This window comes from Burkholderia sp. WSM2230 (genome assembly GCF_000472445.1).
Lineage (GTDB): Bacteria > Pseudomonadota > Gammaproteobacteria > Burkholderiales > Burkholderiaceae > Paraburkholderia.
Map to the genome: position 1 here is coordinate 116558 of NZ_AXAJ01000006.1, position 23400 is coordinate 139957.

At 59.3% G+C, this 23400-nt stretch carries 21 protein-coding genes and 2 tRNA genes; 12 read left to right on the forward strand and 11 right to left on the reverse strand.

What is annotated here, in order from left to right; translation table 11 throughout:
• Positions 1-636: 636 nt before the first annotated feature.
• Both A3AC_RS0114040 and A3AC_RS0114045 read right to left on the reverse strand, forming a co-directional pair.
• Positions 637-3279: a DNA-primase RepB domain-containing protein gene (locus tag A3AC_RS0114040; protein WP_035475146.1), complete on the reverse strand. Its 2643-nt coding sequence runs from the start codon at positions 3277-3279 to the stop codon at positions 637-639.
• A gap of 68 nt (positions 3280-3347) precedes the next feature.
• Positions 3348-3878, reverse strand: coding sequence for a hypothetical protein (locus tag A3AC_RS0114045; protein ID WP_025599568.1), 531 nt, complete (start codon positions 3876-3878; stop codon positions 3348-3350).
• 398 nt (positions 3879-4276) lie between these two features.
• On the opposite strand from A3AC_RS0114045, the gene A3AC_RS30405 reads away from it, so the two are divergent.
• From A3AC_RS30405 to A3AC_RS0114100, 9 genes are all read left to right on the forward strand, one after another.
• Positions 4277-4693 (forward strand): hypothetical protein, encoded by a 417-nt coding sequence (locus tag A3AC_RS30405; protein ID WP_156924617.1) that lies wholly within the window; start codon positions 4277-4279, stop codon positions 4691-4693.
• A gap of 179 nt (positions 4694-4872) precedes the next feature.
• Positions 4873-5292, forward strand: a complete 420-nt coding sequence (locus tag A3AC_RS0114060; protein WP_025599572.1) for a hypothetical protein — start codon at positions 4873-4875, stop codon at positions 5290-5292.
• A 99-nt stretch (positions 5293-5391) separates the two neighbouring features.
• Positions 5392-5925, forward strand: coding sequence for a hypothetical protein (locus tag A3AC_RS0114065; RefSeq protein ID WP_025599574.1), 534 nt, complete (start codon positions 5392-5394; stop codon positions 5923-5925).
• Complete coding sequence (locus A3AC_RS0114070) at positions 5918-6205, forward strand: hypothetical protein (protein ID WP_025599575.1); 288 nt, start codon at positions 5918-5920, stop codon at positions 6203-6205. The genes A3AC_RS0114065 and A3AC_RS0114070 overlap by 8 nt, the downstream gene beginning before the upstream one ends.
• Positions 6205-8346, forward strand: a complete 2142-nt coding sequence (locus A3AC_RS29675) for a lytic transglycosylase domain-containing protein (RefSeq protein ID WP_025599576.1) — start codon at positions 6205-6207, stop codon at positions 8344-8346. The genes A3AC_RS0114070 and A3AC_RS29675 overlap by 1 nt, the downstream gene beginning before the upstream one ends.
• A 135-nt stretch (positions 8347-8481) precedes the next feature.
• Positions 8482-9075 carry a hypothetical protein gene (locus tag A3AC_RS0114080; protein ID WP_035475148.1) on the forward strand — a complete coding sequence of 198 codons (594 nt, stop codon included), beginning with the start codon at positions 8482-8484 and terminating at the stop codon, positions 9073-9075.
• Between the two features lie 60 nt (positions 9076-9135).
• On the forward strand, positions 9136-9615 hold the full coding sequence (locus tag A3AC_RS0114085; protein WP_025599578.1) for a hypothetical protein: 480 nt from the start codon (positions 9136-9138) through the stop codon (positions 9613-9615).
• Positions 9616-9718: 103 nt separating this feature from the next.
• Positions 9719-10018, forward strand: a complete 300-nt coding sequence (locus A3AC_RS29225; RefSeq protein ID WP_051361625.1) for a hypothetical protein — start codon at positions 9719-9721, stop codon at positions 10016-10018.
• Between the two features lie 530 nt (positions 10019-10548).
• On the forward strand, positions 10549-10815 hold the full coding sequence (locus A3AC_RS0114100) for a hypothetical protein (protein ID WP_025599581.1): 267 nt from the start codon (positions 10549-10551) through the stop codon (positions 10813-10815).
• 374 nt (positions 10816-11189) lie between these two features.
• Here A3AC_RS0114100 and A3AC_RS0114105 read toward each other — a convergent pair.
• The 6 genes from A3AC_RS0114105 to tig all read right to left on the reverse strand — a co-directional run bounded on the left by A3AC_RS0114105 (position 11190) and on the right by tig (position 18202).
• A tRNA-Val gene (locus A3AC_RS0114105) sits at positions 11190-11265 on the reverse strand.
• Positions 11266-11341: 76 nt separating this feature from the next.
• A complete protein-coding gene (locus tag A3AC_RS31175; RefSeq protein WP_269664464.1) occupies positions 11342-11767 on the reverse strand; it encodes an HU family DNA-binding protein in 426 nt (141 codons plus the stop codon).
• A 176-nt stretch (positions 11768-11943) separates the two neighbouring features.
• Positions 11944-14367 carry an endopeptidase La gene (lon, locus tag A3AC_RS0114115; RefSeq protein ID WP_025599582.1) on the reverse strand — a complete coding sequence of 808 codons (2424 nt, stop codon included), beginning with the start codon at positions 14365-14367 and terminating at the stop codon, positions 11944-11946.
• A gap of 199 nt (positions 14368-14566) precedes the next feature.
• On the reverse strand, positions 14567-15838 hold the full coding sequence (gene clpX / locus A3AC_RS0114120; protein ID WP_013339179.1) for an ATP-dependent Clp protease ATP-binding subunit ClpX: 1272 nt from the start codon (positions 15836-15838) through the stop codon (positions 14567-14569).
• Positions 15839-16018: 180 nt separating this feature from the next.
• On the reverse strand, positions 16019-16672 hold the full coding sequence (clpP, locus tag A3AC_RS0114125; protein ID WP_006048927.1) for an ATP-dependent Clp endopeptidase proteolytic subunit ClpP: 654 nt from the start codon (positions 16670-16672) through the stop codon (positions 16019-16021).
• Between the two features lie 183 nt (positions 16673-16855).
• Positions 16856-18202, reverse strand: a complete 1347-nt coding sequence (gene tig / locus A3AC_RS0114130) for a trigger factor (RefSeq protein WP_025599583.1) — start codon at positions 18200-18202, stop codon at positions 16856-16858.
• A gap of 495 nt (positions 18203-18697) precedes the next feature.
• Here tig and A3AC_RS0114140 point away from each other — a divergent pair, with 495 nt between their 5' ends.
• Both A3AC_RS0114140 and A3AC_RS0114145 read left to right on the forward strand, forming a co-directional pair.
• Positions 18698-19843 carry a glycerate kinase gene (locus tag A3AC_RS0114140; RefSeq protein WP_025599585.1) on the forward strand — a complete coding sequence of 382 codons (1146 nt, stop codon included), beginning with the start codon at positions 18698-18700 and terminating at the stop codon, positions 19841-19843.
• A gap of 64 nt (positions 19844-19907) precedes the next feature.
• A complete protein-coding gene (locus tag A3AC_RS0114145; protein WP_025599586.1) occupies positions 19908-20360 on the forward strand; it encodes a MarR family winged helix-turn-helix transcriptional regulator in 453 nt (150 codons plus the stop codon).
• A 172-nt stretch (positions 20361-20532) separates the two neighbouring features.
• Here the strand turns inward: A3AC_RS0114145 and A3AC_RS0114150 are convergent, their stop codons facing one another.
• Together A3AC_RS0114150 and A3AC_RS0114155 are read right to left on the reverse strand one after the other, a co-directional pair.
• Entirely contained in the window at positions 20533-22065 is a 1533-nt protein-coding gene (locus A3AC_RS0114150; protein WP_025599587.1) for a DUF3999 domain-containing protein, read from the reverse strand.
• Positions 22066-22068: 3 nt separating this feature from the next.
• The gene (locus A3AC_RS0114155; protein WP_025599588.1) at positions 22069-22305 is read right to left on the reverse strand and encodes a hypothetical protein; all 237 of its coding nucleotides are present in this window, start codon (positions 22303-22305) and stop codon (positions 22069-22071) included.
• Between the two features lie 509 nt (positions 22306-22814).
• Here A3AC_RS0114155 and A3AC_RS0114160 point away from each other — a divergent pair.
• On the forward strand, positions 22815-23099 hold the full coding sequence (locus tag A3AC_RS0114160; protein ID WP_025599589.1) for a hypothetical protein: 285 nt from the start codon (positions 22815-22817) through the stop codon (positions 23097-23099).
• A 90-nt stretch (positions 23100-23189) separates the two neighbouring features.
• On the opposite strand, the gene A3AC_RS0114165 is transcribed toward A3AC_RS0114160, so the two are convergent.
• Positions 23190-23276: transfer RNA gene (locus A3AC_RS0114165), tRNA-Leu, on the reverse strand.
• Positions 23277-23400: the final 124 nt, after the last annotated feature.

A 23400-nucleotide genomic window follows, 5' to 3' on the forward strand; every position in this document is an offset into this window, starting at 1 on the left:
ATTCGGTATCCTATGTTCATTACGAGCGAGTATAGCGGGCGCATACACCGGCGTCCGTCCACTGATGTTTCCACTCGCCCTAGTTATCGCCGCTTGTGTATCCATGGGCGTAAGTCCTTCTTGCGTCCTTCGATGCGCTTCGTGCCCGGTCGGTGCTGATGGGATCGCCCTTATAAGGCGGGGTGCGCTTCGCGGGCGCTGGTCGGACCAAGATCATCGCCGCCTGCGTCTGGTTGAAACTTGGTCCCTGGACCCTGAAGAAATGCTATGGGTCGGAAACCTTGGTCGGAGATTTTCCAATTCTCGACTTTCTGAGACCCTTGCCGCTACTGGGTTTGATACCTGTTTGGTCGGAAGTCGGAAGAGTCGGAAAAGTTATTAAAGGTCTAGATAGGGAGCGTACACTCTTGGGTATAGCTGTATAGCCCGCATAGCCCGTATAGCCCTATAGAACGATTCAGCGAACTTCGGCGATTTCCGACCTCCGACCTTTTCCCAGCAAACCCAGCTTACGTAAGGCTTTGCCCAAGTCGGATATAAAACGTCGGATAGCCGACTTCTCACGCCGCCCAAAGAAAAAGGGCCCGCAGTCCGAAGACGCCAGCCCGATAACAGATATCAACCGACTAACTTGCCTCAGAAACCGTTACGATCAACGACGCGCGGAACGTACTCCTTAGCATTGGTTTCAGTCTTCGTAGCATCAAGCAGCTTGCGCAGTCGCTCATTAGCAAGCGTTTTCCCGCGACCATCCTTGCCGATATCGAACGTCTTCACATCCCTCACATAGATCGTGTGCGCCTTACCTTCCCACTTCAAGTCCCAAGGCACCTTCGTGAATCCGATATCAAGCATCATCATCGCGATTTGCCGCGTCATCAGCCGTTTCTCTCCGGTGTCCCGCGCGATGTGATCGTTGAGCATAGACGTCGAAACAATCTCGTCGCTCACGCCCAAAGCACCATCTTCGAGATACGACTTGATCTTGTCCAGCCCAGAATCCGAGTTCTCGATGCCGACCATTAGGCGCTTCGACTCCGTGTCAGGAGCACGCACGCCCCACTTCATACCCTGCTTCAACTCATATTCCATGAAGAACTTGCGCAGTTGCGGCCCTTCCTCGCGAATCGCCCACAGCACACGAGCGAAGTACGGAACTAGCACCTGATCCTGCGGCGCATCCGCCACACCTTCCTTCTCGATGAATTGGCCGATGTTGTTCCACTGCGTGAACTCGACCATCCAGCGACGATCACCGTCCTTAATGGGCAGCGCGTTCGCGAAGTTCGTCATGCCCACATAGTTGGTCGCGTTCATCGTCTCATGACGCTTTACGTTTTTGTCGTCAATCTCGATTTTCTTGTTTGTGATGTAAGGCTTCATCTTGTTGGTGGCGTGGTGTCGGTTCTCGCCGCTCGCGGCCTTGATCTCTTCGATTGCCATCAGCGCCTTTCCCTTCGCCCAGCCGGTGTACTTCTCCGCTAGTTGATCGCCGCTCACCTGGCCCACGTTAGCATCACCCAGCAGCGCGCCCATAAGCCCCTGGAACACGATAGTTTTGCCGTCACCTTCGATGCCCTTGATCAGCGGCGCGAAGCCGATCAACTCACCCGGCCTCTTAACGTTCATCGCGATCCACGATTCAATGCGCTCAGCCGACGCATCGCTACCGAAGAGGGTCCGCAAGTGGTATTGAACCGTCAGTCGTGCCGCCAAGCCTTCCCAAGTGAGTTCATCCGCCGTCTGCGGCACCGAACGCTCATCGAAAAGATTCACATACACCTTGCCGTCAAACTCGAACACCGGCCCTTTGCCCATGACATAGGCCGTGGCCGCAACGGATTTGAAACCGACAGTGTTCTGGACGTACTGCCAAGCCGTCTTCGTGCCAAGTTTCTCTTCAGAGCTGATCGAGAAGTGGTTCTTGCCGAACACAGCGTTGAACGCGCTCTGATCGTACATAAACGAGTTCCCAGGTCGGCAAGCTTTTCCCTCTTGGATCGAAAAGCACCAGCCCCTGTGCCAATTCGCAGGTCCCACGCCAAGGTCTGCGCGGGCCTTTGCTTCCAGCTTCGCGCGCTCGTCGGACGACGACTTCATTGCACCGGCGGGATCAGCAGTTTCTAGCGGCTTTTCCGCCTGCACGGTAGGCGCATCAGCGTCTGCAACACCAAACAGCACTTCACGCCACTCGGCATCGCTCGCAGCGGCTTCCGCACTGATCCGCGCCAACTCATTCGCAGCGGCATCAATCGCCTTTTCGACCGTATCCACCAGCCCCAGTTCCTCGACAAACTTTCTCCACGTGCGCCCTTTCTCTTGGCACGACGAGTGATAGCAGTGGAACGTATAGGGCCGGTCCATCCCTTCGGCGCGCGGGCCGGAAATAAAGGCGCGGTTATCGCCTGAAGAGTGTTCAGCGCCCCACGGGCACGGGATCACATACTTATCCTCGCCTTCCTCGTGCAAGGCGTCCGCAACACGGTGCACCTCAACAGCGGCCTCAAACAGCGCGTCGTGATAGGGGTCGTCGCCGCGCCCCTTGCGCTCGCCGGTCGCTTCATACTTGCGGGATTCAACAATTTCTACGCCGAACGCCTCGCAGATTTGTTCGATGGAATAGCGCCGGTCATAGTCAGCCGAAGACAGGCGAACTTCGAAGGGGTTGCCGCTTTCGTCCGCATACTTCAACTCGCCATCGTCCGTGCGCTTGTTGTTGATGCCGAATGGAAGACGCATCACGCGCACCGGGTCATCCAGCTTGTCGCCGCCCTTGCCTTTGACGACTTGATCAATAAAGGAGACTAGGAAATTTTTGAACTTGGCACGGTCATATTCCGGCTTGTCTAAGAAGTACCAAACCTGAAAATTGCCGCCGCTCGTTTCAACAACAGCGGTAGGCGCCAGGCGTGCAGCCAGATCATCGACCGCCATCGCGCCTTTCGAGCCTTTGCCCGAACCTATGTCATCGAGACACAGAGCTAAACCACACCTGAAGTTGATCGCCTTGCGTTCCCACACCCTCTCGCCGGCCTTCATCACTGGATTCACCGCGGCGATGCACGTGTAAATGTTCTTGTTGACGTCCAGTTGCGTTGTGTCTGGCTGGAATGAGCGCATCCAAAATCCACCAATCATCGCATCGGGCTTCTGGCAAACTAGCACACGGTCCCTCTCATCCAGACCCGCACCGAGTTCAGCCGCGAACCCTTCGGCCATCGCGCGGCGCTGAGCGAGTGTTAAGCTGTTGATGTCGAACGGATTTATAATTAAACTCACGATTAAGTCCTTGTAGTTAGTCCCGGCTGCTACCGGGATTAGTCACAGAATTTCTTTTGAAGCCGTGCTTAGTCACGGCTTTTCTTTTGCGCTTCTAACGCGCAGTCGTTCATATAGACTAAAATCTTGCTATTGATCCTCTGCCGCGTCGTCCGCTGCTTCGCGGATAAAGCTCGTTTCGATTTGGTGTCAGACAGGAAGCCCAATTCCCAATCAGTTATCTCGCCGCGCTCATGGACGAATTGAATCAAGGCAGCATTTGCGGCCTTGCTGATGTCCTTACGAATCCTCGCAACTCCATCAAACAGAAGCGAATAATCAATTCCCATAAAGCGCTTCACGCATACATTTCCGACAACCGCCTCGTTCCCGTTCACGTGGTTCTTCAAAACGCAGTGCTCAACGATTGGCTGGTGCGAGCACAGACAGACACCGTGGCCGTGCTCAACGAACCCGCCATCGTCCGTGCGATCGACTGTGAAAATGTGGTCAAGGTCCCACTCACCCACCGCAGATTCCCAGACCCTCGAATTGGATCGAGCAAGAATCTCTGCTTTGAGAATTGCAAAGTTATGACTGCCCGCATCGAAATCTTCCATCACGCCTCCGAATAGCCAAAGAACTTTGTACTGGCCGACTTCCGCAGTGCTCCAGCGCGGCGAGTCAGGCCGCGCGACGCGTCCGGGACTACAAATGGCGCGCGGCCATTCTCTGCCAGATAAGCGACGCACAATCGCAGATATTCGCTCATCGTTAACTGCTCGCTGTCCAAGCCACGCACTGCCGCATCGCGCAACGTATCCGGGACGTTCGCCGCACAGGTAGTCATCTTTAACATTACATTTATCTCCGAAGTATCCGGCTTCGTGTAGCTTGCCGTTAATCTAATTATCCTTGCTGCCCTATGTTCGTTAAAGTCACTGATTCCAATTGAATTAGATCGCGACACGGCCACAAAGTAGGATAGCTACCTTTATCGCCAGCAAGGGAGATTCGAATGGCAAATGCCGTGCTAGTCAGTGAGTCCACGGTCGTTGTAAACGGTCGCACGGTGCCATTCAGACGATTCCACGAGACAATCGCCGCTCGCCCACAGCCGAAACTGCGCATCATAGAGAAGGTGCAGTGCCGTCCTCCTTCGACCCGCCCCAACTCGCGCACGAGTCCAGTGAAAGTCACTACATCACGCGGCATCGAACTCGTCTTCGAAAACCACAAGACGGCGTGGTGGCAACTCAAACTGCCCGATAACAAGCGCATCAAAAACCAGATTGAATGCGCGTTCGCCGGTGCGGCCAATATCAGGCACGGCAGCGTTGAATACTCATTCGAGTTCGTGGAAATTCAACGTCCAACGCGGCCAGTAGAACAAACATCAATGAACAATGACAGTCATGCAGCGGGAACCAGCTAGAGGCGTGCGACCTTGAAGTGTTCATTCCGATGTGCTACCGACCTGACACCCTACACCCCGCCAACGGTCCACGCGCCGCGCCAACCGAGTGTGTAAACACGCTCCAAAAGTCCGGTGCAGTACACATAGCGCGGCTCTAATACGTGCCTATCAACGCACGCACAAAGGAGCGCGACGCGATGACCACCAGACAGCGGCCCAGCGAGGCTATCAAAGATGAACTCAACAACTCGCCTGCTCGCGCGGCCCTACCGCGAGCTATCGAAGTAGCCGCATTACAGCGCAAGCTTGGCACTGGCGAGATGGTTGTCTCCGCGCTTGCGATTCGCGCGGCCTTCGGGCGGATCGGATACCGGCACAACCTCACACCCAACGCACTTCTGCACGCGCTGTCGGCTGCTGGCGCAATCAAGAGTAGCCACTCCCACACGGAAGGAACGCGCTACATATTCCCCGGCGCGCTGAGCCGGATGGATGCCGTCCGCATGGCCGCGAGGAACATTGCCCTTTTCGAGTTGGCAGAACTTAAAAGGAGCGAAACCTCGTGTGGCGCGCAGCGAACTCCGACCAGCCAAGGCTACCTTGTGACGTTCGCTTAGGGCTTCACCCGGTGATGTACTTGTGAACAGTCCACAGGCGTAAATTACGCATCAGGCGAAACGCTTCGTCGCAACCAGATGTATAGGATACCTAATCCCATGAACAAGATTTATCACCGTGAAAACTCCGAAGTAGATTTGATCGCGGAAGACTTCGACAAACACTTCATCGTGCGCAAGTTATGCGGCAATACGGCCGTCAAGCTCTACGCAACACTGCGCGTGACCGGGCACGACTCCCAATCATCGTTTCTCGCCGCGTTCCGCCTCCAGTTCTTCGGGCATCCAGACGCAATCGCGCTCGCAGCGGAACGCTTCGAGACCACTCGTCTTTACAGCCGTGCAATGGAAGACGCGACAGAGGCACTGGGCGCAGAACGGATTGCCAAAGAACTCTCGGCACGCTGCGATGAGTCGGCTCACTTTACGCAGTCCCACGCCATGCACTATCGCGTCGAGTTGCAAGAATTCTTGCATGGCAAACCCAAGTTCGACATTGAACCCGGAATCATTAACTCTGACGACGAGTCCTACAGGGAGTTCGGAACAAAGCGCCGCAAAGAACGTGAGAAGGCCGCGCGAGAAGCGCTGGTCGCCAACGGATTCGGAACGGTGAGCGAAGACGATGAGTGAACTTATCGAAGCCCTTCCAGCGATGATTGCTGCGGCAAAGACTGGGCGACTGTCGGTCAGCGCGGCCATCACAGTGGACTTCGCAGCGCTACGTGAGGCGGCGTACAAAGTCGGCTATCACAAACAATTCACGGGCCGCGCGCTCCAAAAAGCGCTGGTTGAATTGGGCGCTCACCGCGCTCCGAATTCACACACAGGAGCGAAATACTTCTTCCCAGGTTGTCTCCGCATGGAGGAAGTATTGCGACTTGTTGAATCAAACAGGCAGGGAGCAAAGTAATGGCAGATGACCTTGATAAGTTCGTGTTGTCCTACAGTGTCGAACTCAAAGACAGCATTCAGCGGCTCGAAAAGCTGAACGAGAAGATGACTGGAGTTGGGGCGGCAGCGAAGAAAAGCGGCAGCGAGGCTAGGCAGTTCGCAGCGGACGCGGCAGGCGAACTCGGCAAGCTCGTCCCCGGTCTCAACGCAGTGTCCGGCGCTGTCCGTGCAATGGGCGTCGAGTTCGCGGGCGCGACCGCCGCGCTGGGCGCTTTGGCGCTGGGTGTTAAGGCCGTCACGAACCTTCGAGAGCAATACAACCAGCAGCGTTCGGACGGCATGCAGCTAGGCGTTAGCGGTCTGAGGCTCGAAGAATATCAACGCAAATTCGTCAAAGGTTCTGGCGGCTATGTCTCCCGCGATCAAGCCGCAGAGGGAATCAAGACGTTCTCTGGCATGGCCAACGCGGCGTACGCCGACCCGTCAAGGCTTGGCCGCGAAGCGCGGATCATGCGCAACTATTTGGGTGTCGATGTTGGTGCACGCGGCCAGACACCGACCGGCCTAAACGATGAACTGACGCAACTCGCACGCGGTCTGCAAGGCAAATCGCGCGGTGATGTTCAGGGTATCGCCAAGGCGACCGGGATGAATCAGGACTGGCTGCTGACCGTTCAAAAACTTGGCCCATCCATCGGGAAGGTCACGGAACTGACCGGCGAAGAGATTCAGAAGCGCGAGCAGGCAGAGCAAAGCCTCGCGAAGTTCAATGACGGGCTTAGCCAATTGAAGGAAAGGTTCACCGAAGTATCGAATGAACTTGCAGAACCGCTCCTGCCGCTGATGACGGAACTCGTCAAGATTATGGAGAAGCTGACACAGGCGATTCCAAACGCGGTTCACGACTTCAAAAAGACCGGACCTGTAGGAAGTATCGCAACGACATCGAGCGATGCAATGCTCCATCCAGAAAAGGGCGGCGGCATTATTGGATGGTGGCGGCGTCTGAATGGAATTCCTGATGCCGATTATCAGGGTGCGCAGAACGGCTCGAATAATGACCCCAACAGGTCAAACCCGCATAAGCAGCAAAAGGACCAAGCTGATAAGAAGGCCGCTGACCAGCGCGACGCGGCAGTCAACAAACTGGACGACACCAGCAAGCAAGGCGTCCAGACGGCCAACCAGATGGCGCTCGCGATCAATATGTTTGCCGGCGCGGTCGAGTCGTTTTCTTCGGCAGTCTCAATACAGCAGGCGTGGGCTGCTTGGGCTGGTGAAATCGGTAAGGCCGCTGGCTTGCCCGGTTCCAGTGGGGCCAACGGTGGCGGTCTGAGTGGCGGCGGATTCGGCAACTGGTACAGCAACCCGTTCGCCAAGCTGATCAAGGCATCCGCCGACAAGTATGGACTCGATCCGCAGATGGTCGCGGCAATCATGCACGTCGAATCGAAAAACGATCCGAACGCTCTAAGTCCGACCGGCGCGGGCGGGTTGATGCAGATCACGCGCGGCAATCAGAAGGCATACGGGCTGAAGAATTATCGCGACCCGGCGACCAATATCGACACCGGCGCGCGGATTTACTCGGAGTTCCTGAAGCGCAATAACGGCGATGTGGCAGCCGCCCTTCGCGGGTACAACGGCAACTCCGATCCGAACTATGTAGCCAAGGTTTCAGCCGCGTATGGCAGCGGCGCGGGCGGGATCGGTGAGAGTCGCGACAAGATGCGCATGCGACAAGTCCAGAACGCGATTGCAGACTATCTGCACGTACCGCTCGACCAGATTCAGCGCGGTGGCGTGACGCAAGGTGACGCGGGCTGGGCCGCTCGTCAGTTGCAGGCGGGTATCGGCAACAACATAACAGGCCTCAAGCAACAGCTTTCCGTGGCCGGTCTTCCTGCGCAGAGCTACGCCAAACTGCAGATGGAGCTTCGCGACCAATCACGCGGTTTGGAACTGATGAAGCAATACTCTGGCGACATCATCAACCGGCAGACACCCGGCGACCAGTCACGGACTATCGGAGAACGCCCAATCATTATCAACGTGAACGGCGCGGCAGACCCAAAGGCCGTTGCAGCGGAAGTCAATAATCAGTTCACGAAGGCTATGAATGATTTGCTGATGAATAGCGCTACTGGGATTAAAGGCTGATTCGATGCGCGCCGCCCGTGGGTGCGCCGGACGTACGATAGAGCCTAGTCGCAGGCGGCAAAACAAGACATTTTTTCTAACCCCTAGTCACTTAGGACTACATCACAAACTGGAGAAGCAAAAATGGCAAGCCGGATGATTCACGACAAGATTCCACACAACGTCCGTGTCAGTAAAGATTCAGCGGCTGACGAAACAATGTTGCGCGGTATGTACAAGGCCGCTGCGCACAAGTCGCGCAGCAATGCGGTGGACGCGGTGACACCGAGTGTCAAGGGACTTAAAGGCATCACGCCTTCCACGAAAGGCATCGCCGCAAACGCCCGGTATGCAGACGTCGCAAAGCGCACAGTCGCAGTCGCGAGCGGCCTTGATGCAATTCTGAAAATCCGCGACTCGGCACAGGCCGAAGAAAATCCGGTACTGGCCGCGCTGGTGAACAATTCGAAGATGTTCAAGGCCATTGGGCTGATGATCGAAAAGCTCGCAGCCGAAATCCAAGCGATGTTGCTTGAAGACCAAATTGCTGAGATGACGTGCAAGTCGTCCGGCGCGGCGGACTCCACTTTGTCCGTCTTCAGCGTTGACTATGGCCTACGGCTCGAAGCCGCGCGCAAACGGGCCCGCGAGGTCAGCGCGGCAATCAACCCCGCCCGCGTCGCAATGGGTCTGCCGGACACCGTAGCGACCGCTGATGACCTTTTCGCGCTGGGCCGCGAGGTCAAGTAACCAACGCACAGAGCCGCGTCAAATCGTCAGGCGCGGCTATTCAACCTTCGAGAGTTACTAATGAACACATACCAAGCGTTTCTTGCCGCAAAGCTTTTTCGCATTTCCAACCCGCTGAAACATTTTGAACCGGACTTCGAAAAAATTCGCTTTGCTGCTGAAGTCCACCGCGCAAATGGGAAAGTGGTGCTGTTCTCCGGTTGCTTCTTGATCGGGGCGGATACCGTAGCGATGCCGTTCTCAATCGCGTTTTCTGGGCGTGATGGGCAGCGGCTTTCAAGTCTCGCCCAGTTTGCGTTTTTCGATGCGCGACCCGATGCGCGCATCCTAGCCTTTCTAAGCGTCATCGACTTCCTTGAGGAAACCGGCGAGTTGCCGCTGGGTTCGCTACGGGTGCACACGGCGCGGATCATCGGCAAAAACCCAGGTCGGCGCAAGGATTTGTGTGACGGGTATCCAAAGCTCTGTGAGCGTTCAGCGAAGGACTTGCCATATGACACCGAACAGGAACTGAAGCGTGCGCAACTGGTGGCCGCGTGATCGACCAGCGAACGCTAGTGGACTGGATCGCCGCGCTGTGGACGTCCAAACGAGTGATGGACCTCGGCGCGGCACTTTGGAAACGGTTAAGAGGAAAACGGAAATGAAGAATGAAGGCTACGGAACAAGAAACGAACTGATCTTGGCATGCGCTTCTGTCGCGCGCAGTCCAGACGCCAGCGCGTCCGAGAAGGACGAAGCGCGACAGTTGATCTTGTTGCTCATAGGCGCGGCTGACGAGTTCACCGACAGGACCGGCGCGCGGTTCGTCCGCATGGAAGAGGCGATACGCGAGAAATCCGTCCAGCTAGGCAAGAATCACCCGGAAGTGATACGGATGCGCGTCGATCTTGCCCATCAGAACTTTATCGAATACCTGCTGGAAGGGGCGGCGCTTCATTGATGCCACTGCGGCTTCGCCAAGAGTGACCTTCAGGCCTGCCGCGCCGTGTGAGTAGCCGAGCAAGGCCGCGCGTCCGAAACGGCGTAGCGGCCTTTTTTTCGTTGCATGCTTCGTTGCGTTCCTCCCGAACACGTTTAGACACCCGGTCACCGAGGCGCGCGGCCCTTCGCCCGCTTCGCAGCCCAATACCGTCGCATCTCGCAGCGAACTGGCCCCAATTAGCTTGCCTGTCTTACAAACCTTACAAGATAATCAAATCTGCTGATTCGCACGAGTCAGCAGAAACGGCAACTAAATTAAGGAGTCCGCACCATGTTAGATCGAGTCCGCTGTCAAATCCAAGTCCGCGCCGCAGGAACGCGCAAAGCCCAGACCTTTAAAGGAATAGATGAGGCCAACCGAACTTTCGGCTGGGAGCTCAGCGCTCACAGTCGTAGAACGATCCGCCGAACCGTAAAGACGGAGGGATCGGCCAGCGCCGAGATAGGCGGCAAGACGTACACGTTCACGAAATTCGACGGGAGCGCGGCATGAGCAACCTAGACCGCTTACGCGACCTGCTGTTGGGATACGACGATTCGCCCAGCCAATCGACTGAAGACGAGATGAACGTCTACTTCTATCTCTGGAGTCAGCGCTGGCGGCCAACGATGTTCGTTGACCTCGCCCGCTCCATCGTCGCGCTTCGCGAGCCGCGTAACGAACTGGAACGGCAGACGGCGCGAATCGCAGCGGCCTGTATCGAACGAGCGGCAAACTCCAGCCGGGAGGAAGGCGGAAGACCCGGACCCGCGTGATCACCGAAGCCATTGAGCAATCGCATCAAACGCCCGTCCGGTTGCAGCCGTGCGGGCGTTCTTGTTTCCGGGCACTTCCGAAGCCGATTGTACAGGCGAGCCGCGCCAACGGATGGCTCGCTGCTGGGTCCGCGTCCCTTCGCCTATAGTCGAGCCGCGCCGCGACTCCAGCGGCCCAGCGCACATGACTTACGACTCTAGCGGCACCCCGCCTTAGCCTGTTTGAACGATCCGGTAAAATAGCGAGTCAGCGGCGCTGACGCAGGGACGCGAGAGGGACTGCCGCGAGCAAGAAGGGGATTCGGAAAAGGAAAAAGGCCTACAGCCTAAAAAACTGTAAGCCCTTGAATTTCCCGAAGAATCGCGAAACGGAATGGTGGGTGCTGAGAGGCTCGAACTCCCGACCTACGCCTTGTAAGGGCGCCGCTCTACCAACTGAGCTAAGCACCCGTTTCGCAGACCAGACTTTTTTGCTTCTGCCTGGCCGCCTGTGGAAGCAAGCAACTTTCCTGAAGCAGCAAGCCCGTTAGTTTAGCGCATCCTTCAGTGCTTTGCCAGGCCTAAATTTAGGAACCTTGGCCGCCTTGATCTTGATCGCATCGCCGGTGCGCGGATTGCGCCCGGTGCGAGCCGTGCGCTTGCCGACGGCAAACGTGCCGAAGCCGACCAGCGTCACCGAGCCGCCCTTTTTCAAGGTGCCCTTCACGCCACCGATTACTGCCTCCAGCGCACGGCCGGCCGCGGCTTTCGAGATTTCCGCCTGCTGCGCAATGTGGTCAATCAATTCCGTCTTGTTCATCCCTACCCCCGAGAATGTTTTAGAACCGAAATGGCGCGTGGAGCGCCTGACATCGTGTGGCCGGCGGCGACGCCGGGCCGAGTCATTAGAATTGGCCGAAAGCGCCGTGTCAACCGGGGTTGAGCCTGATTTCGAGGGTTTCCAGTGGACTATTCATGGCTGGAGGTTCCGGCTTTCGATGCGCACACAACGAGTTTACGCGTTGGCACTTCGTTGCTCGACCAAGGGCACTCGCTGTAAATACTTTCGCGCCCGAATGGCAATAAAAAACCCGCGGCTTTGAAACCGCGGGTTTTTGTGCAGCAAAGCTACTGCTCAAGCTGAAAGACTCAGTGCTTCACGACATCCGTTGCGCCAGAGTCTTTACCGGCCTCGCCAGCCACCGGCGACGCAGGCTTCGCCTCTTCTTCCGGCAACGCTTCGGGCACACGTTCCAGCGCCAGTTCGAGCACCTTGTCGATCCAGCGGACCGGCACGATTTCGATCGCGTTCTTCACGTTGTCCGGAATCTCCGTCAAGTCCTTGACGTTTTCTTCCGGAATCAGCACGAGCTTGATGCCACCACGGTGCGCCGCCAGCAGCTTCTCCTTCAGACCGCCGATCGGCAGCACCTCGCCACGCAACGTGATTTCGCCCGTCATCGCAACGTCGGCACGCACCGGAATACCGGTCAGCACCGACACCAGCGCGGTGGTCATCGCGATACCGGCCGAAGGACCGTCCTTCGGCGTGGCACCTTCAGGCACGTGGATGTGAATGTCCTGCTTCTCGAACGCTTCGTCCTTGACGCCCAGACGACGCGAACGCGAGCGGACCACCGAGCGCGCTGCCTCGACCGATTCTTTCATCACGTCGCCGAGCGAACCCGTACGGATCACGTTGCCCTTGCCCGGCATCACCGCGGCTTCAATGGTCAGCAGATCGCCGCCCACTTCCGTCCACGCGAGACCCGTCACCTGGCCAACCTGATTTTCCTTTGCGGCCAGCCCGAAGTCGTACTTGCGCACGCCGAGGAACGTGTCGAGATTGCTGCCGTCCACCTTCACCGCGCCTTCCGCCTTCTTGAGCAGAAGCATCTTCACGACCTTGCGGCAGATCTTCGACACTTCACGCTCGAGCGAACGCACGCCCGCTTCACGCGTGTAGTAGCGAATGATGTCGCGGATCGCGGTTTCCGTCACATCGACCTCGCCGTCCTTGAGGCCGTTGTTCTTCTTCTGCTTGGGCAAAAGATAACGTTGCGCGATGCTGACCTTCTCGTCTTCCGTGTAACCCGACAGACGGATCACTTCCATCCGGTCGAGCAACGGCGGCGGGATGTTCAGCGAGTTCGAGGTCGCCACGAACATCACGTCCGACAGGTCGAAGTCGACCTCGACGTAGTGATCGGCGAACGTATGGTTCTGTTCCGGATCGAGCACTTCCAGCAATGCCGACGACGGATCGCCGCGGAAATCCTGGCCCATCTTGTCGACTTCGTCGAGCAGGAAGAGCGGATTGCGCACGCCGACTTTGGTCAGGCTTTGCAGAATCTTGCCGGGCATAGAACCAATGTACGTACGACGGTGACCGCGAATCTCGGCTTCGTCGCGCACGCCGCCGAGCGCCATACGCACGAACTTGCGATTCGTTGCGCGAGCAATCGACTGACCCAGTGAAGTCTTACCGACACCCGGAGGCCCGACGAGGCACAGGATCGGCGCCTTCACCTTGTCGACACGTTGCTGGACCGCGAGATACTCGAGAATGCGTTCCTTCACCTTCTCGAGACCGAAGTGGTCTTCGTCCAGCACGCGTTCCGCATTCGAAAGGTCATTGTTGACCTTGCTCTTCTTGCGCCACGGCAAGCCGATCAGCGTGTCGATGTAATTGCGCACGACCGTCGCTTCAGCCGACATCGGCGACATCAGCTTAAGCTTTTTCAGCTCGGCGTCGGCCTTCTTCTTGGCTTCCTTTGGCATGCGCGCGGCCGTGATGCGCTTCTCGAGTTCTTCGAGATCCGCACCTTCTTCGCCTTCGCCCAGTTCCTTCTGGATCGCCTTGACCTGTTCGTTCAGGTAGTACTCGCGCTGGCTCTTTTCCATCTGGCGCTTGACGCGACCACGGATACGCTTTTCGACCTGCAGAATGTCGATCTCGGCTTCGAGTTGCGCGAGCAGATGCTCGAGACGCTCGATTACCGGGAACATTTCGAGGATGTGCTGCTTCTGGTCGAGCTTGAGCGGCAGATGCGCCGCAATGGTGTCGGCCAGACGCCCAGCCTCGTCGATACCCGACAGCGAGGTCAGGATCTCAGGCGGAATCTTCTTGTTCAGCTTCACATACTGATCGAACTGCGACACGATCGCGCGGCGCAGTGCTTCGGTTTCAGCGCTGTCAGCGTGGTCGGGTTCGAGCGGCATGACTTCGCACGAAAACTGCGTTTCCTGTTCTTCGATGGAAAGCGTTTTCGCGCGCTGCAAACCCTCGACCAGCACCTTCACCGTGCCGTCGGGCAGCTTCAGCATTTGCAGGATGTTGGCAACACACCCTACTTCGTACATGTCCTTTTCGGTCGGCTCATCTTTCGCAGCCGTTTTCTGGGCGACGAGCATGATGTGCTTGCCGCCTTCCATCGCTGCTTCGAGAGCCTTGATCGACTTCGGGCGGCCTACGAAGAGCGGAATCACCATGTGCGGGAAAACGACTACGTCGCGCAGCGGGAGCAGCGGCAGCGTAATACGTTCCTGCGGGAGGAGTTGGGTTCCTGACATTTCATTTCCCCATGAGTGGAATCAGTTCGTTCGATAGGTGAGGCCAGCAGAAAATATTGCAAGCCTCCGCGTGTGGGAAAAGTTCAGTGACTCCGAAGGTTCAGTGACTCCATTGTGAAAACAACCGTTCTGACCACACGATAAACGAAAAAGCCGTTCACGTCGCCATGAACGGCTTTTTGCAATATCCACAAGCCGATCAGTTAGAACCCGCGACTTTGGGCGCGTCTTCATAGATCAACAAGGGTTTGCCGTCGCCGTCGATCACATTATCGTCAATGATGACCTTGCTGACACCTTTCATTTGCGGCAGGTCATACATCACGTCAAGCAACGCCTGTTCCAGGATGGAGCGCAGTCCGCGTGCCCCCGTCTTGCGACGGATCGCCTTGCGCGCCACGGCCTGCAACGCAGCCGGGCGAATTTCGAGCTCGACGCGTTCCATGTTGAAGAGCTTGTGGTATTGCTTCACGAGCGCATTCTTCGGTTCGACGAGGATTTTCATCAACGCCGCTTCGTCGAGCTTGCCGAGCGTGGCCACCACCGGCAGACGGCCGATCAGTTCCGGAATCAGGCCGAACTTGATCAGATCTTCCGGTTCCACTTCGCGCAGCACTTCGCCGGCGTCGCGGTCCTGCTTGCTCTTCACGCTTGCACCAAAGCCGATGCCGGTCTTTTCGGTACGATCGACGATGACTTTCTCGAGCCCGTCGAACGCGCCGCCACAAATGAACAGAATGTTGGTGGTGTCGACCTGGATGAAGTCCTGATTCGGATGCTTGCGGCCGCCTTGGGGCGGCACCGACGCCATCGTGCCTTCAACCAGCTTCAGCAGCGCCTGCTGCACGCCCTCGCCCGACACGTCGCGAGTAATGGACGGGTTGTCGGACTTGCGGCTGATCTTGTCGATTTCGTCGATATAGACAATGCCGCGTTGGGCCTTGTCCACTTCGTAATTGCAGTTCTGCAGCAGCTTCTGGATGATGTTCTCGACATCTTCGCCAACGTAACCCGCTTCCGTCAGCGTGGTTGCGTCCGCAATGACAAAGGGAACGTTCAGAAGACGCGCGAGCGTTTGCGCGAGCAGTGTCTTGCCGGAACCGGTCGGGCCGATCAGCAGAATGTTGCTCTTGGACAGCTCGATCTCATCCTTCTTGTCGAGATGCTTCAGGCGCTTGTAGTGGTTGTACACCGCGACCGCGAGAATTTTCTTCGCGCGCTCCTGACCGATCACATACTGGTCGAGGATTTCACGGATTTCCTGCGGACCCGGCAGGTCGGACTTGGACAAGCCCGCCTCGATCCCCGCGCCTGCGGCTTCGTCGCGAATGATTTCGTTGCACAGGTCGATACATTCATCACAGATGAACACCGACGGGCCGGCAATCAGTTTTTTGACTTCATGCTGGCTCTTGCCGCAAAACGAGCAATACAACAGCTTTTCGCTGTTAGAACCTTTTTTGTCCGCCATAGATGTGTGAGCCTCCGGACACTCGATTACATGATACGCCGTTTGCCCCAGCCACGCAGTTGGGCGCGGCCGGGCTGAGCAAGGTGACGGCGTTTGCCGCAGGCGCTCGGACGACTCCTGATTATTTCACAACCGATCAGACGCCGGATTTGCCCCGATTTAGCGCAAACCCGTACGCGATCACGGCCGCTTATGAGCGACCTGATCGACCAGACCGTAGGCCTGGGCGTCGTCGCCGGACATGAAGTTGTCACGGTCGGTGTCGCGCGCGATCCGCTCGACCGGTTGGCCGGTGTGGTGCGCGAGCAGATGATTCAGCCGTTCCTTCAAATAGAGGATTTCGCGCGCCTGGATCTCGATGTCCGACGCCTGACCGCGCGCGCCGCCGAGCGGCTGGTGAATCATCACGCGCGAGTTCGGCAGCGCAAAGCGCTTGCCCTTCGCACCCGCTGCCAGCAGGAAGGCGCCCATGCTCGCCGCGAGCCCCATGCACAGCGTGGAAACGTCCGGCTTGATGAACTGCATCGTATCGTAGATCGCCATTCCGGCCGACACCGAGCCGCCCGGGCTGTTGATGTAGAAGTAGATGTCCTTGTCCGGATTCTCGCTCTCGAGGAACAGCATCTGCGCGACAACGAGATTGGCCGTCTGATCGTTCACCTCGCCGACCAGGAACACAATGCGTTCCTTCAGCAGACGTGAATAGATGTCATACGAGCGCTCGCCCCGGCCGCTCGTTTCCACGACGATCGGCACCAGTCCGAGCGCCTGCGCTTCGAGATCCCGGGACGACTGGGAGGTCAACGTGTCCAGCATTTGGGCGCGAAAGGTCATGCAATGGATCCTTGTCTGGAAATATTCTAAATATTAGATGCTAGACAGGTGAGGTCGACCAACACGTATTCAAGTGCGCACAAACTGCACGAAAACCGCACAAGACGGCAGCATAAAAACGCAGCACAAAAAAACGGCGTGCTGGCCGTCGCTCCGACAGCCGGCACGCCGTTGCAGCGACGCTTAACCTTGCGCCGTTGCGCTTGCCAGTTCTTCGAAGCTCACTTCCTTGTCCGTCACCTTGGCCTTGCTCAGCACGAATTCGACGACGTTCGCTTCGACGACGTACGCTTCCATTTCAGCAAGGCGTTGCTGGTTCGAATAATACCAGCGGACGACTTCCTTCGGGTCTTCGTAGCTTTTCGCGAATTCGTCGACTTCGGCGCGGATCTGTTCCGGCTTCGCCTGCAGGTTGTTCGCCTTCACGAGCTCGGCCAGCACGAGACCCAGCTTCACGCGTCGCTCGGCCTGTTCCTTGAACATAGCGGCAGGAATCGGCGCATCTTTAGCGTTCGGCACACCGCGCTGCTCCAGATCCTGACGAGCCATGGCGACGAGGCGCTCCTGATCCTGTTCGATCAGCGCGTTCGGCACGTCCAGTTCCGAAATCTTCAGGAGCGCGTCCATCACCTGGTTCTTGACGATGGCTTGCGTGCGGCGCTTTGCTTCGCGCTCGAGGTTGTCCTTGATTTCGGCACGCATCTTGGTCAGATCGCCGTCTTCAATACCGAGCGACTTCGCGAATTCCGCGTCGATTTCCGGCAGATGCGGCCACTCGATCTTCTTCATGGTGATCGTGAATTGCGCCGTCTTGCCTGCCACTTCCTTGCCGTGATAGTCGGCCGGGAACGCCAGGTCGAATTCCTTCGACTCGCCCACCTTCAGGCCCGTGGCCGCCTTTTCGAATTCCGGCAGCATGCGGCCTTCGCCGAGCACGAACGCGAAGTCTTCGGCGCTGCCGCCCTGGAACGCTTCACCGTCGATCTTGCCGATGAAGTCGACCGACACGCGATCACCTTCCTTTGCCGCTGTGTCCGCGCCGCCGTCGCCGTGCTCGCCGGCTTCGCCGCGGGCGTGGTAATGCACGCGCTGCTTGCGCAGGATGTCCAGCGTACGGTCGATTTCCGCTTCGCTGATGGTGGTCGTGGTGCGCTCGATTTCAGCCGTGGCGACGTCGCCCAGCTTCACTTCGGGATATACCTCGAAGGTGGCGTCGAACGCGTAGTCGCCTTCAGCGGCGTCGGTCTTGGGCGCGAAGCTCGGCTGGCCTGCGACGCGCAGGTTTTCGGCGCGGCTGATGTCGAAGAATTCCTTGCCGACCTTGTCGCTCAGCACTTCCGCTTCCACCTGGCCCGAATACTGTTGCGTCACCATCTTGAGCGGCACCTTGCCCGGGCGGAAACCCGGCATGCGCACGTTCTTCGCGAGTTGACGGATACGCGAATCCACTTCCTTCTGCACGGCGTCCTTCGGCAGGGAAATCGTTACGCGGCGTTCGAGCTTGCCGAGGTTCTCAACAACGTTAGCCATGGCTTCAATCGTCCTAAAATAATTCGAGCGAATTCAGTTATCTTCTCCGTGCCGCTTTTGCGCGCCTGCGCCGCGGGCTTGCAGGCCGCCGGCAGCACGGTTGAGTCCAAAGAGCCGAATATTTTAGCAAACTATTTGCGCGGCAAGCCGGGATTCGATGACTGCGCGCGTTTTTATCGGCATTCAGGGCATTCCGTGATGATTGCGGGCCGTTTTCGGGGCGGTTTCGCGTTTCCGCAAAATCTCGCCGCGCGCCACCGCGCCACCCAAACAGTGCCGCCTCGCCGCCCCGCTGCCTTCAGCGCGCGCCTCACTGGCACGCCTCGCCCGCGTCGCGCCGCATGACGATGCGGACTATGCCGTTCGACGTATTCAGTCGGCGTGAGCATGCTGCTAAGCTAGCGAACGCGCTCTGGGCTGCGGCGCGTGCGGCTCTACCGCAGCCTCGCCGGGCGCCTCGCCTGCCTGCAACGATTCCAACCATTCAGAGACACCATGCCCAACTCGCCGTCCACGCCTGTCGTCGTCATTGCTCCGGATTCCTTCAAAGGCTCGCTCAGCGCCGAACAGGTCGCGCAGGCGATCGCGGCGGGCGTGCAGCGCGCGCGCCCGGACGCCGAAGTGCGCATCTGTCCGATGGCCGACGGCGGCGAAGGCACGCTCGAGGCCATGCTGACGCGCGGCGGCGAGCGCCGCACGCTAAGCGTGCGCGGCGCGGCCGGCCCGGTGCGCGAAGCGCTGACGGGCGTCCTCGCCGACGGCAGCGCAATCGTGGAGACCGCGGAGATCGTCGGCATCACGGATCCTGTGGGCATGGGCGTGCCGGTAGAGGCGCGCAGCACGCGCGGCATGGGCGAGGCGATCAGCGCGCTGCTAGACGCGGGCGCGCGCCGGTTTTTCGTCGCGCTCGGCGGCAGCAGCACCAATGACGGCGGCGCCGGGCTGCTTGCAGGTCTGGGCCTGAAACTGTTCGATGCGCAAGACAACGAACTCGAGCCCACGCCCGAACAGCTCGCCCGCGTTGCTCGCGTTGATGTGTCGCAGCTCGACGCGCGACTCGCCGACACTCAGTTCGTCGGCATGTCCGACGTGGACAATCCGCTGACCGGCGAGCACGGCGCGACCGCCGTTTTCGGTCCGCAAAAAGGCGTCAAGCCGGAGCAGGTCGCGACTATCGACGCCGCCCTTGCCCGCTACGCGGATCTGCTCGAAGCAGCGCTCGGACGCACGGCTCGCGACCTGCCCGGCGCGGGCGCCGCGGGCGGCCTCGGTTTCGCTCTGCACATGCTCGGTGCGCAGTTCGAGCCCGGCGCGGAAACGGTCGCGCGTGAGATCGGTCTCGACGCAGCGCTCGCGGGCGCGAACTGGCTGATCACGGGTGAAGGACGCTCGGACGTGCAAACGCTGCACGGCAAGGCACCCTTCATTGCATGCCGTCATGCGCAGGCGGCCAGTGTGCCGGCCACGCTCCTTTCCGGTGCAGTGGACCCGGCCGCGTTGCCTCGTCTTGCCGAATATTTCAGTGGTTGCTTCTCGCCAGCGCCGGGTCCCATCACCCTTGAATTCGCGATTCGCGAGGCCGCACGGCTCCTGGCGGATGAGGCCGAACAACTGACGCGTTTGAAGTACGGCGCGCGTTGACCCGGCGGCATGGTTGCGGCAACAATCACAGCGCCACAACCGCGCCACTCATCACGGGAAGACCATGAAGGACTCCGCCAAAGCCGGCCTGGAACAGCTCCTCACATATCGTCTGCATGTACTGAACAAGCTTGCTGAGCGCGGGATCAGCGAGCGTTACCAGGACAAGCTCGGCGTGACCTTGCCGGAAGCTCGCGTGATTGCGTCGGTGGGATCGTTTGGACCGTTCTCGATCATGGAACTCGCGAGGCATGCCAATCTCGACAAGAGCCAGGCGAGTCGCGCCGCCGAAGGCCTGATCAGACAAGGGCTGGTGAAACGCGAAGCCAGTGCCGAAGATGGCCGCGTGGTGCTCGTCTCGCTCACACCCGAAGGCCGCGCACTGTATCGCAAGATCATGCCGATCGCGCGCAAGTGGAACGGCGAGCTATTCGATTGCCTCGACGAAAAAGAAAAGGCCGCGCTAGGCGAAGCGCTCGACAAGGTGATTGAAACGATGACCGCGCGCGACGAGTGAACCGCGAGCGCAAAGCAGCAGGAATCTGGGCGAAGCCCGAGGCCTTTTGAGCGTCGCGCGCGGCGCTATGTGCGCTCCCTGATTCTTCCCGATTCGTCCATTCGTCGGTCGATGCCTCGCTCTGGAGCCGCAGTGAACAGCGCGCGTCATTGGTTGCACGCGCAAGCATCGTTCACGTGTTGCTTTCGCGCTTAGGCCCGGCTTCTATGTCACTCGCCGCACCACCGGCCGCTGGGTTCACTGCCTCCCGGGATGAACCACCCGCTGTGCCGACTGCATCCGTCGCGCCAACCGCCGTATCGGCCAGGCCGCTCTCCATCGCGCCCGGCACGGCAGCCGCGCCATCGCCCCCCGGCAAGCGATGCGACACGCTTCGCCCGAGCCGCCACGCGATGGCCGCGAGCGAGCCGACGGCCAGCAGCAAAGCGGCCCACAACACATAGCGACGGAAGGCATCCGGATTCGTCGACAAAGGCGCATCCGCGTTCTGCGCCAGCGCGAGCGGCTCGCCGACACGAGCCGTCGCAATCACGGACGACGCGCCCATCAGCAACTCATCGCGGCCGACCGCCGTCGACACCGCAGAGGCATTGCCCACGCCGATCGTGAACGGCGCAGCCCCGCGCGCGACGAAGGTCAGCGTTGCCGGTCGCCAGCCCGCCGCGATGGTCAACGCGCCGCTGCCAAGTCCACCATTGCGTGTATCGACGACCACGCGCCAGTGGCGATCCGTATCAGGCGTCAACTGGAGACCGGGGTTGTGCTGTTCGACGTCGCCGTTGTGCAGGCGGAAGAGCGTCGCGCTCGACACCTCGCGCCACGCCGCGCCCAGTTCGCCACGTGAATAGACGACTGCGGGCGCCACGGTGTTCGGCTGCGGCAAAGTGAGTCGCAGGCGGTCGACCGGATATGGGTCGCCCGTCGAAAAGAAGTATTCGCCGGCCTTCGGGCCCGCGCGCGCGACGATGCCTTCGCGCCATTCCCGCTGCGAGTCGGGGAGTTGCGCGCGGCCGGCGCCGGCCGCCTGCACTTCCACGTCGATCGATTCGACGTACGGTACGCCGTCGAGCCAGTGCATGCGCAAATAACGCGCGTGCGCCCCGTTCAGTTCGATGCGGTCCTGGCTCAGCGTGCTGCCGTTGTAGCTGACCTTGAGTAGTTGCGCGTCGCCGGCGGCTTGCCAGTTGCGCAGATCGTCGCTCGATTCGACCGCAACGCGTCCCTGGTAATTGTCGTCGCGCAGATGAACCACGAGCGCGCTCGCGCGGCCCTCGTGCGCCGCCTGACCGGCATCGATCAGATCGGTGTCGTGCTGGGCTCGACCGGGCGGCGCCGCGGTGGCGCGCAGCGAGCCGTCGGACGCGATCGTCACGCCGAGCGGCGCGCCGGCCTGGCCGGCCGAAGCCGGCCGAAGCGGGAACCATCGCACCGCATGCAGCGACGGCGGCGTGCGGGCCGCCTCGCGTGGAGCCTCGAGCGAGTACGGCACAGGCTCGCCGGCGCCGTTGAAAACACGCACGTCGCCCAGGTCGTTGCGCTGGCTGACTGCATAGACCGCGGCGGGCAGCGTCACGGTGTAATACGCCGCGCCCTCCTCCAACTGGAGCGCGAAGCGCCGCGCGAAATCTTCGGCGCAGGCTGGCGCCGCGGCCCCCGCGCAGACGAACGCGACACACCAGCCCGTCACCTTCAGAAGATGCTTCATTGTTCAGTTTCCCTGACCATCAGCTTGGGCGGCAGCGAACGCATGCAGGTAGCTCTGAATCTCGTTGAATCCGCCCGCCACCCACCACAATAGATCCCACAGGCTCGCGACGAGGCCGATCCGCGACATCCATGCATGCCAGTCGCGGGCCTCGCTGCGGCCATGCAAACGCCATCCGGTGAAGATGCCGATCGCGACCAGCGGCGTGCCGGACACGAGCGTACCGTCGACGGAATGCATGAGCGTCAGCTCGCGGCGAAGCCTGTAGGCACTGTCCGTTTGATCCTAACGCGGTGTCGCACGGACTATTCGCGAATACTGCAATGGCAACCGGCGAAAATCGGCGCGCAGAATAGCACGTAAAGCGGGCTTTTCGACCGGCTCTCCAATCGAAACTCATGACGGGCAGCAACGAGGCCGGTAGAAACCGCATGTCGCTCCTCTCGCACAACGCTTACAGGAAGTTCATTGGCCATTATGCGACCAATAGGCAGCGATTAATTGACCGGCTCGCTTGCCGAAATTAAAACTGATGCAAACCGTGCATTGCCGGATCAATTACCTGAGCGAAGCGCGCGCGACTATGCGGACGTCAGATTCAAACGGGAGCGCCGCTGTCTTCGCGAGGACATGCCAACCGTGTCAGAATTCGGGATCCGCCGCCGTGCGCCGGTTATCGGTTCCCTTTGGGCTCGATGAACCGCGCGGCGCGCGAATCCAGTCATCCGAATCTATTCAGGGAAGTTTCAGTGGACATCAACAAACAGGTCGCGGCGCTCACCGCGTCGGAACTCCAGACAGCCGGCGCGAGCCAGGCGACGGCGATTGCGGTCAGCGTGCTGCTGCGTCATCTGCGCTCGCCGGAACTGGCGAAGCTGTTGTCATCGGCATTCGAAAACCATCAGGCGGTCATGCTGCAAACGCCGTGGCCCGATCAGATGCTGCAGGCGTTCGAATCGACCCGGCGCTTTCTCGAGGGCGCCGCGCAAGCCGATTTGCCTGGCACCCAGGCGCCGCCGACTCCGCAAGACTGAGCGCTCCGGATCACGCGCGCTTGCGATCAGCGCCCGCCAAACAAAAACCCCGCCAGTGCAATCACTTGACGGGGTTTTCGCTATAGATAGTGGTGCGAGGGAGGGGACTCGAACCCCTACACCCTTGCGGGCGTCAGGACCTAAACCTGGTGCGTCTACCAATTTCGCCACCCTCGCAGCCGGGCAAACGTTGTGCGTCTCGCCCGATGTCCTGCATGCTCTGCGCGGCGTCCAGATGTACGCGCCCAAAAGCGTAAGCGCGAGATTCTAACGCATTGATTCGCGCTTGTCTGCAACTGCC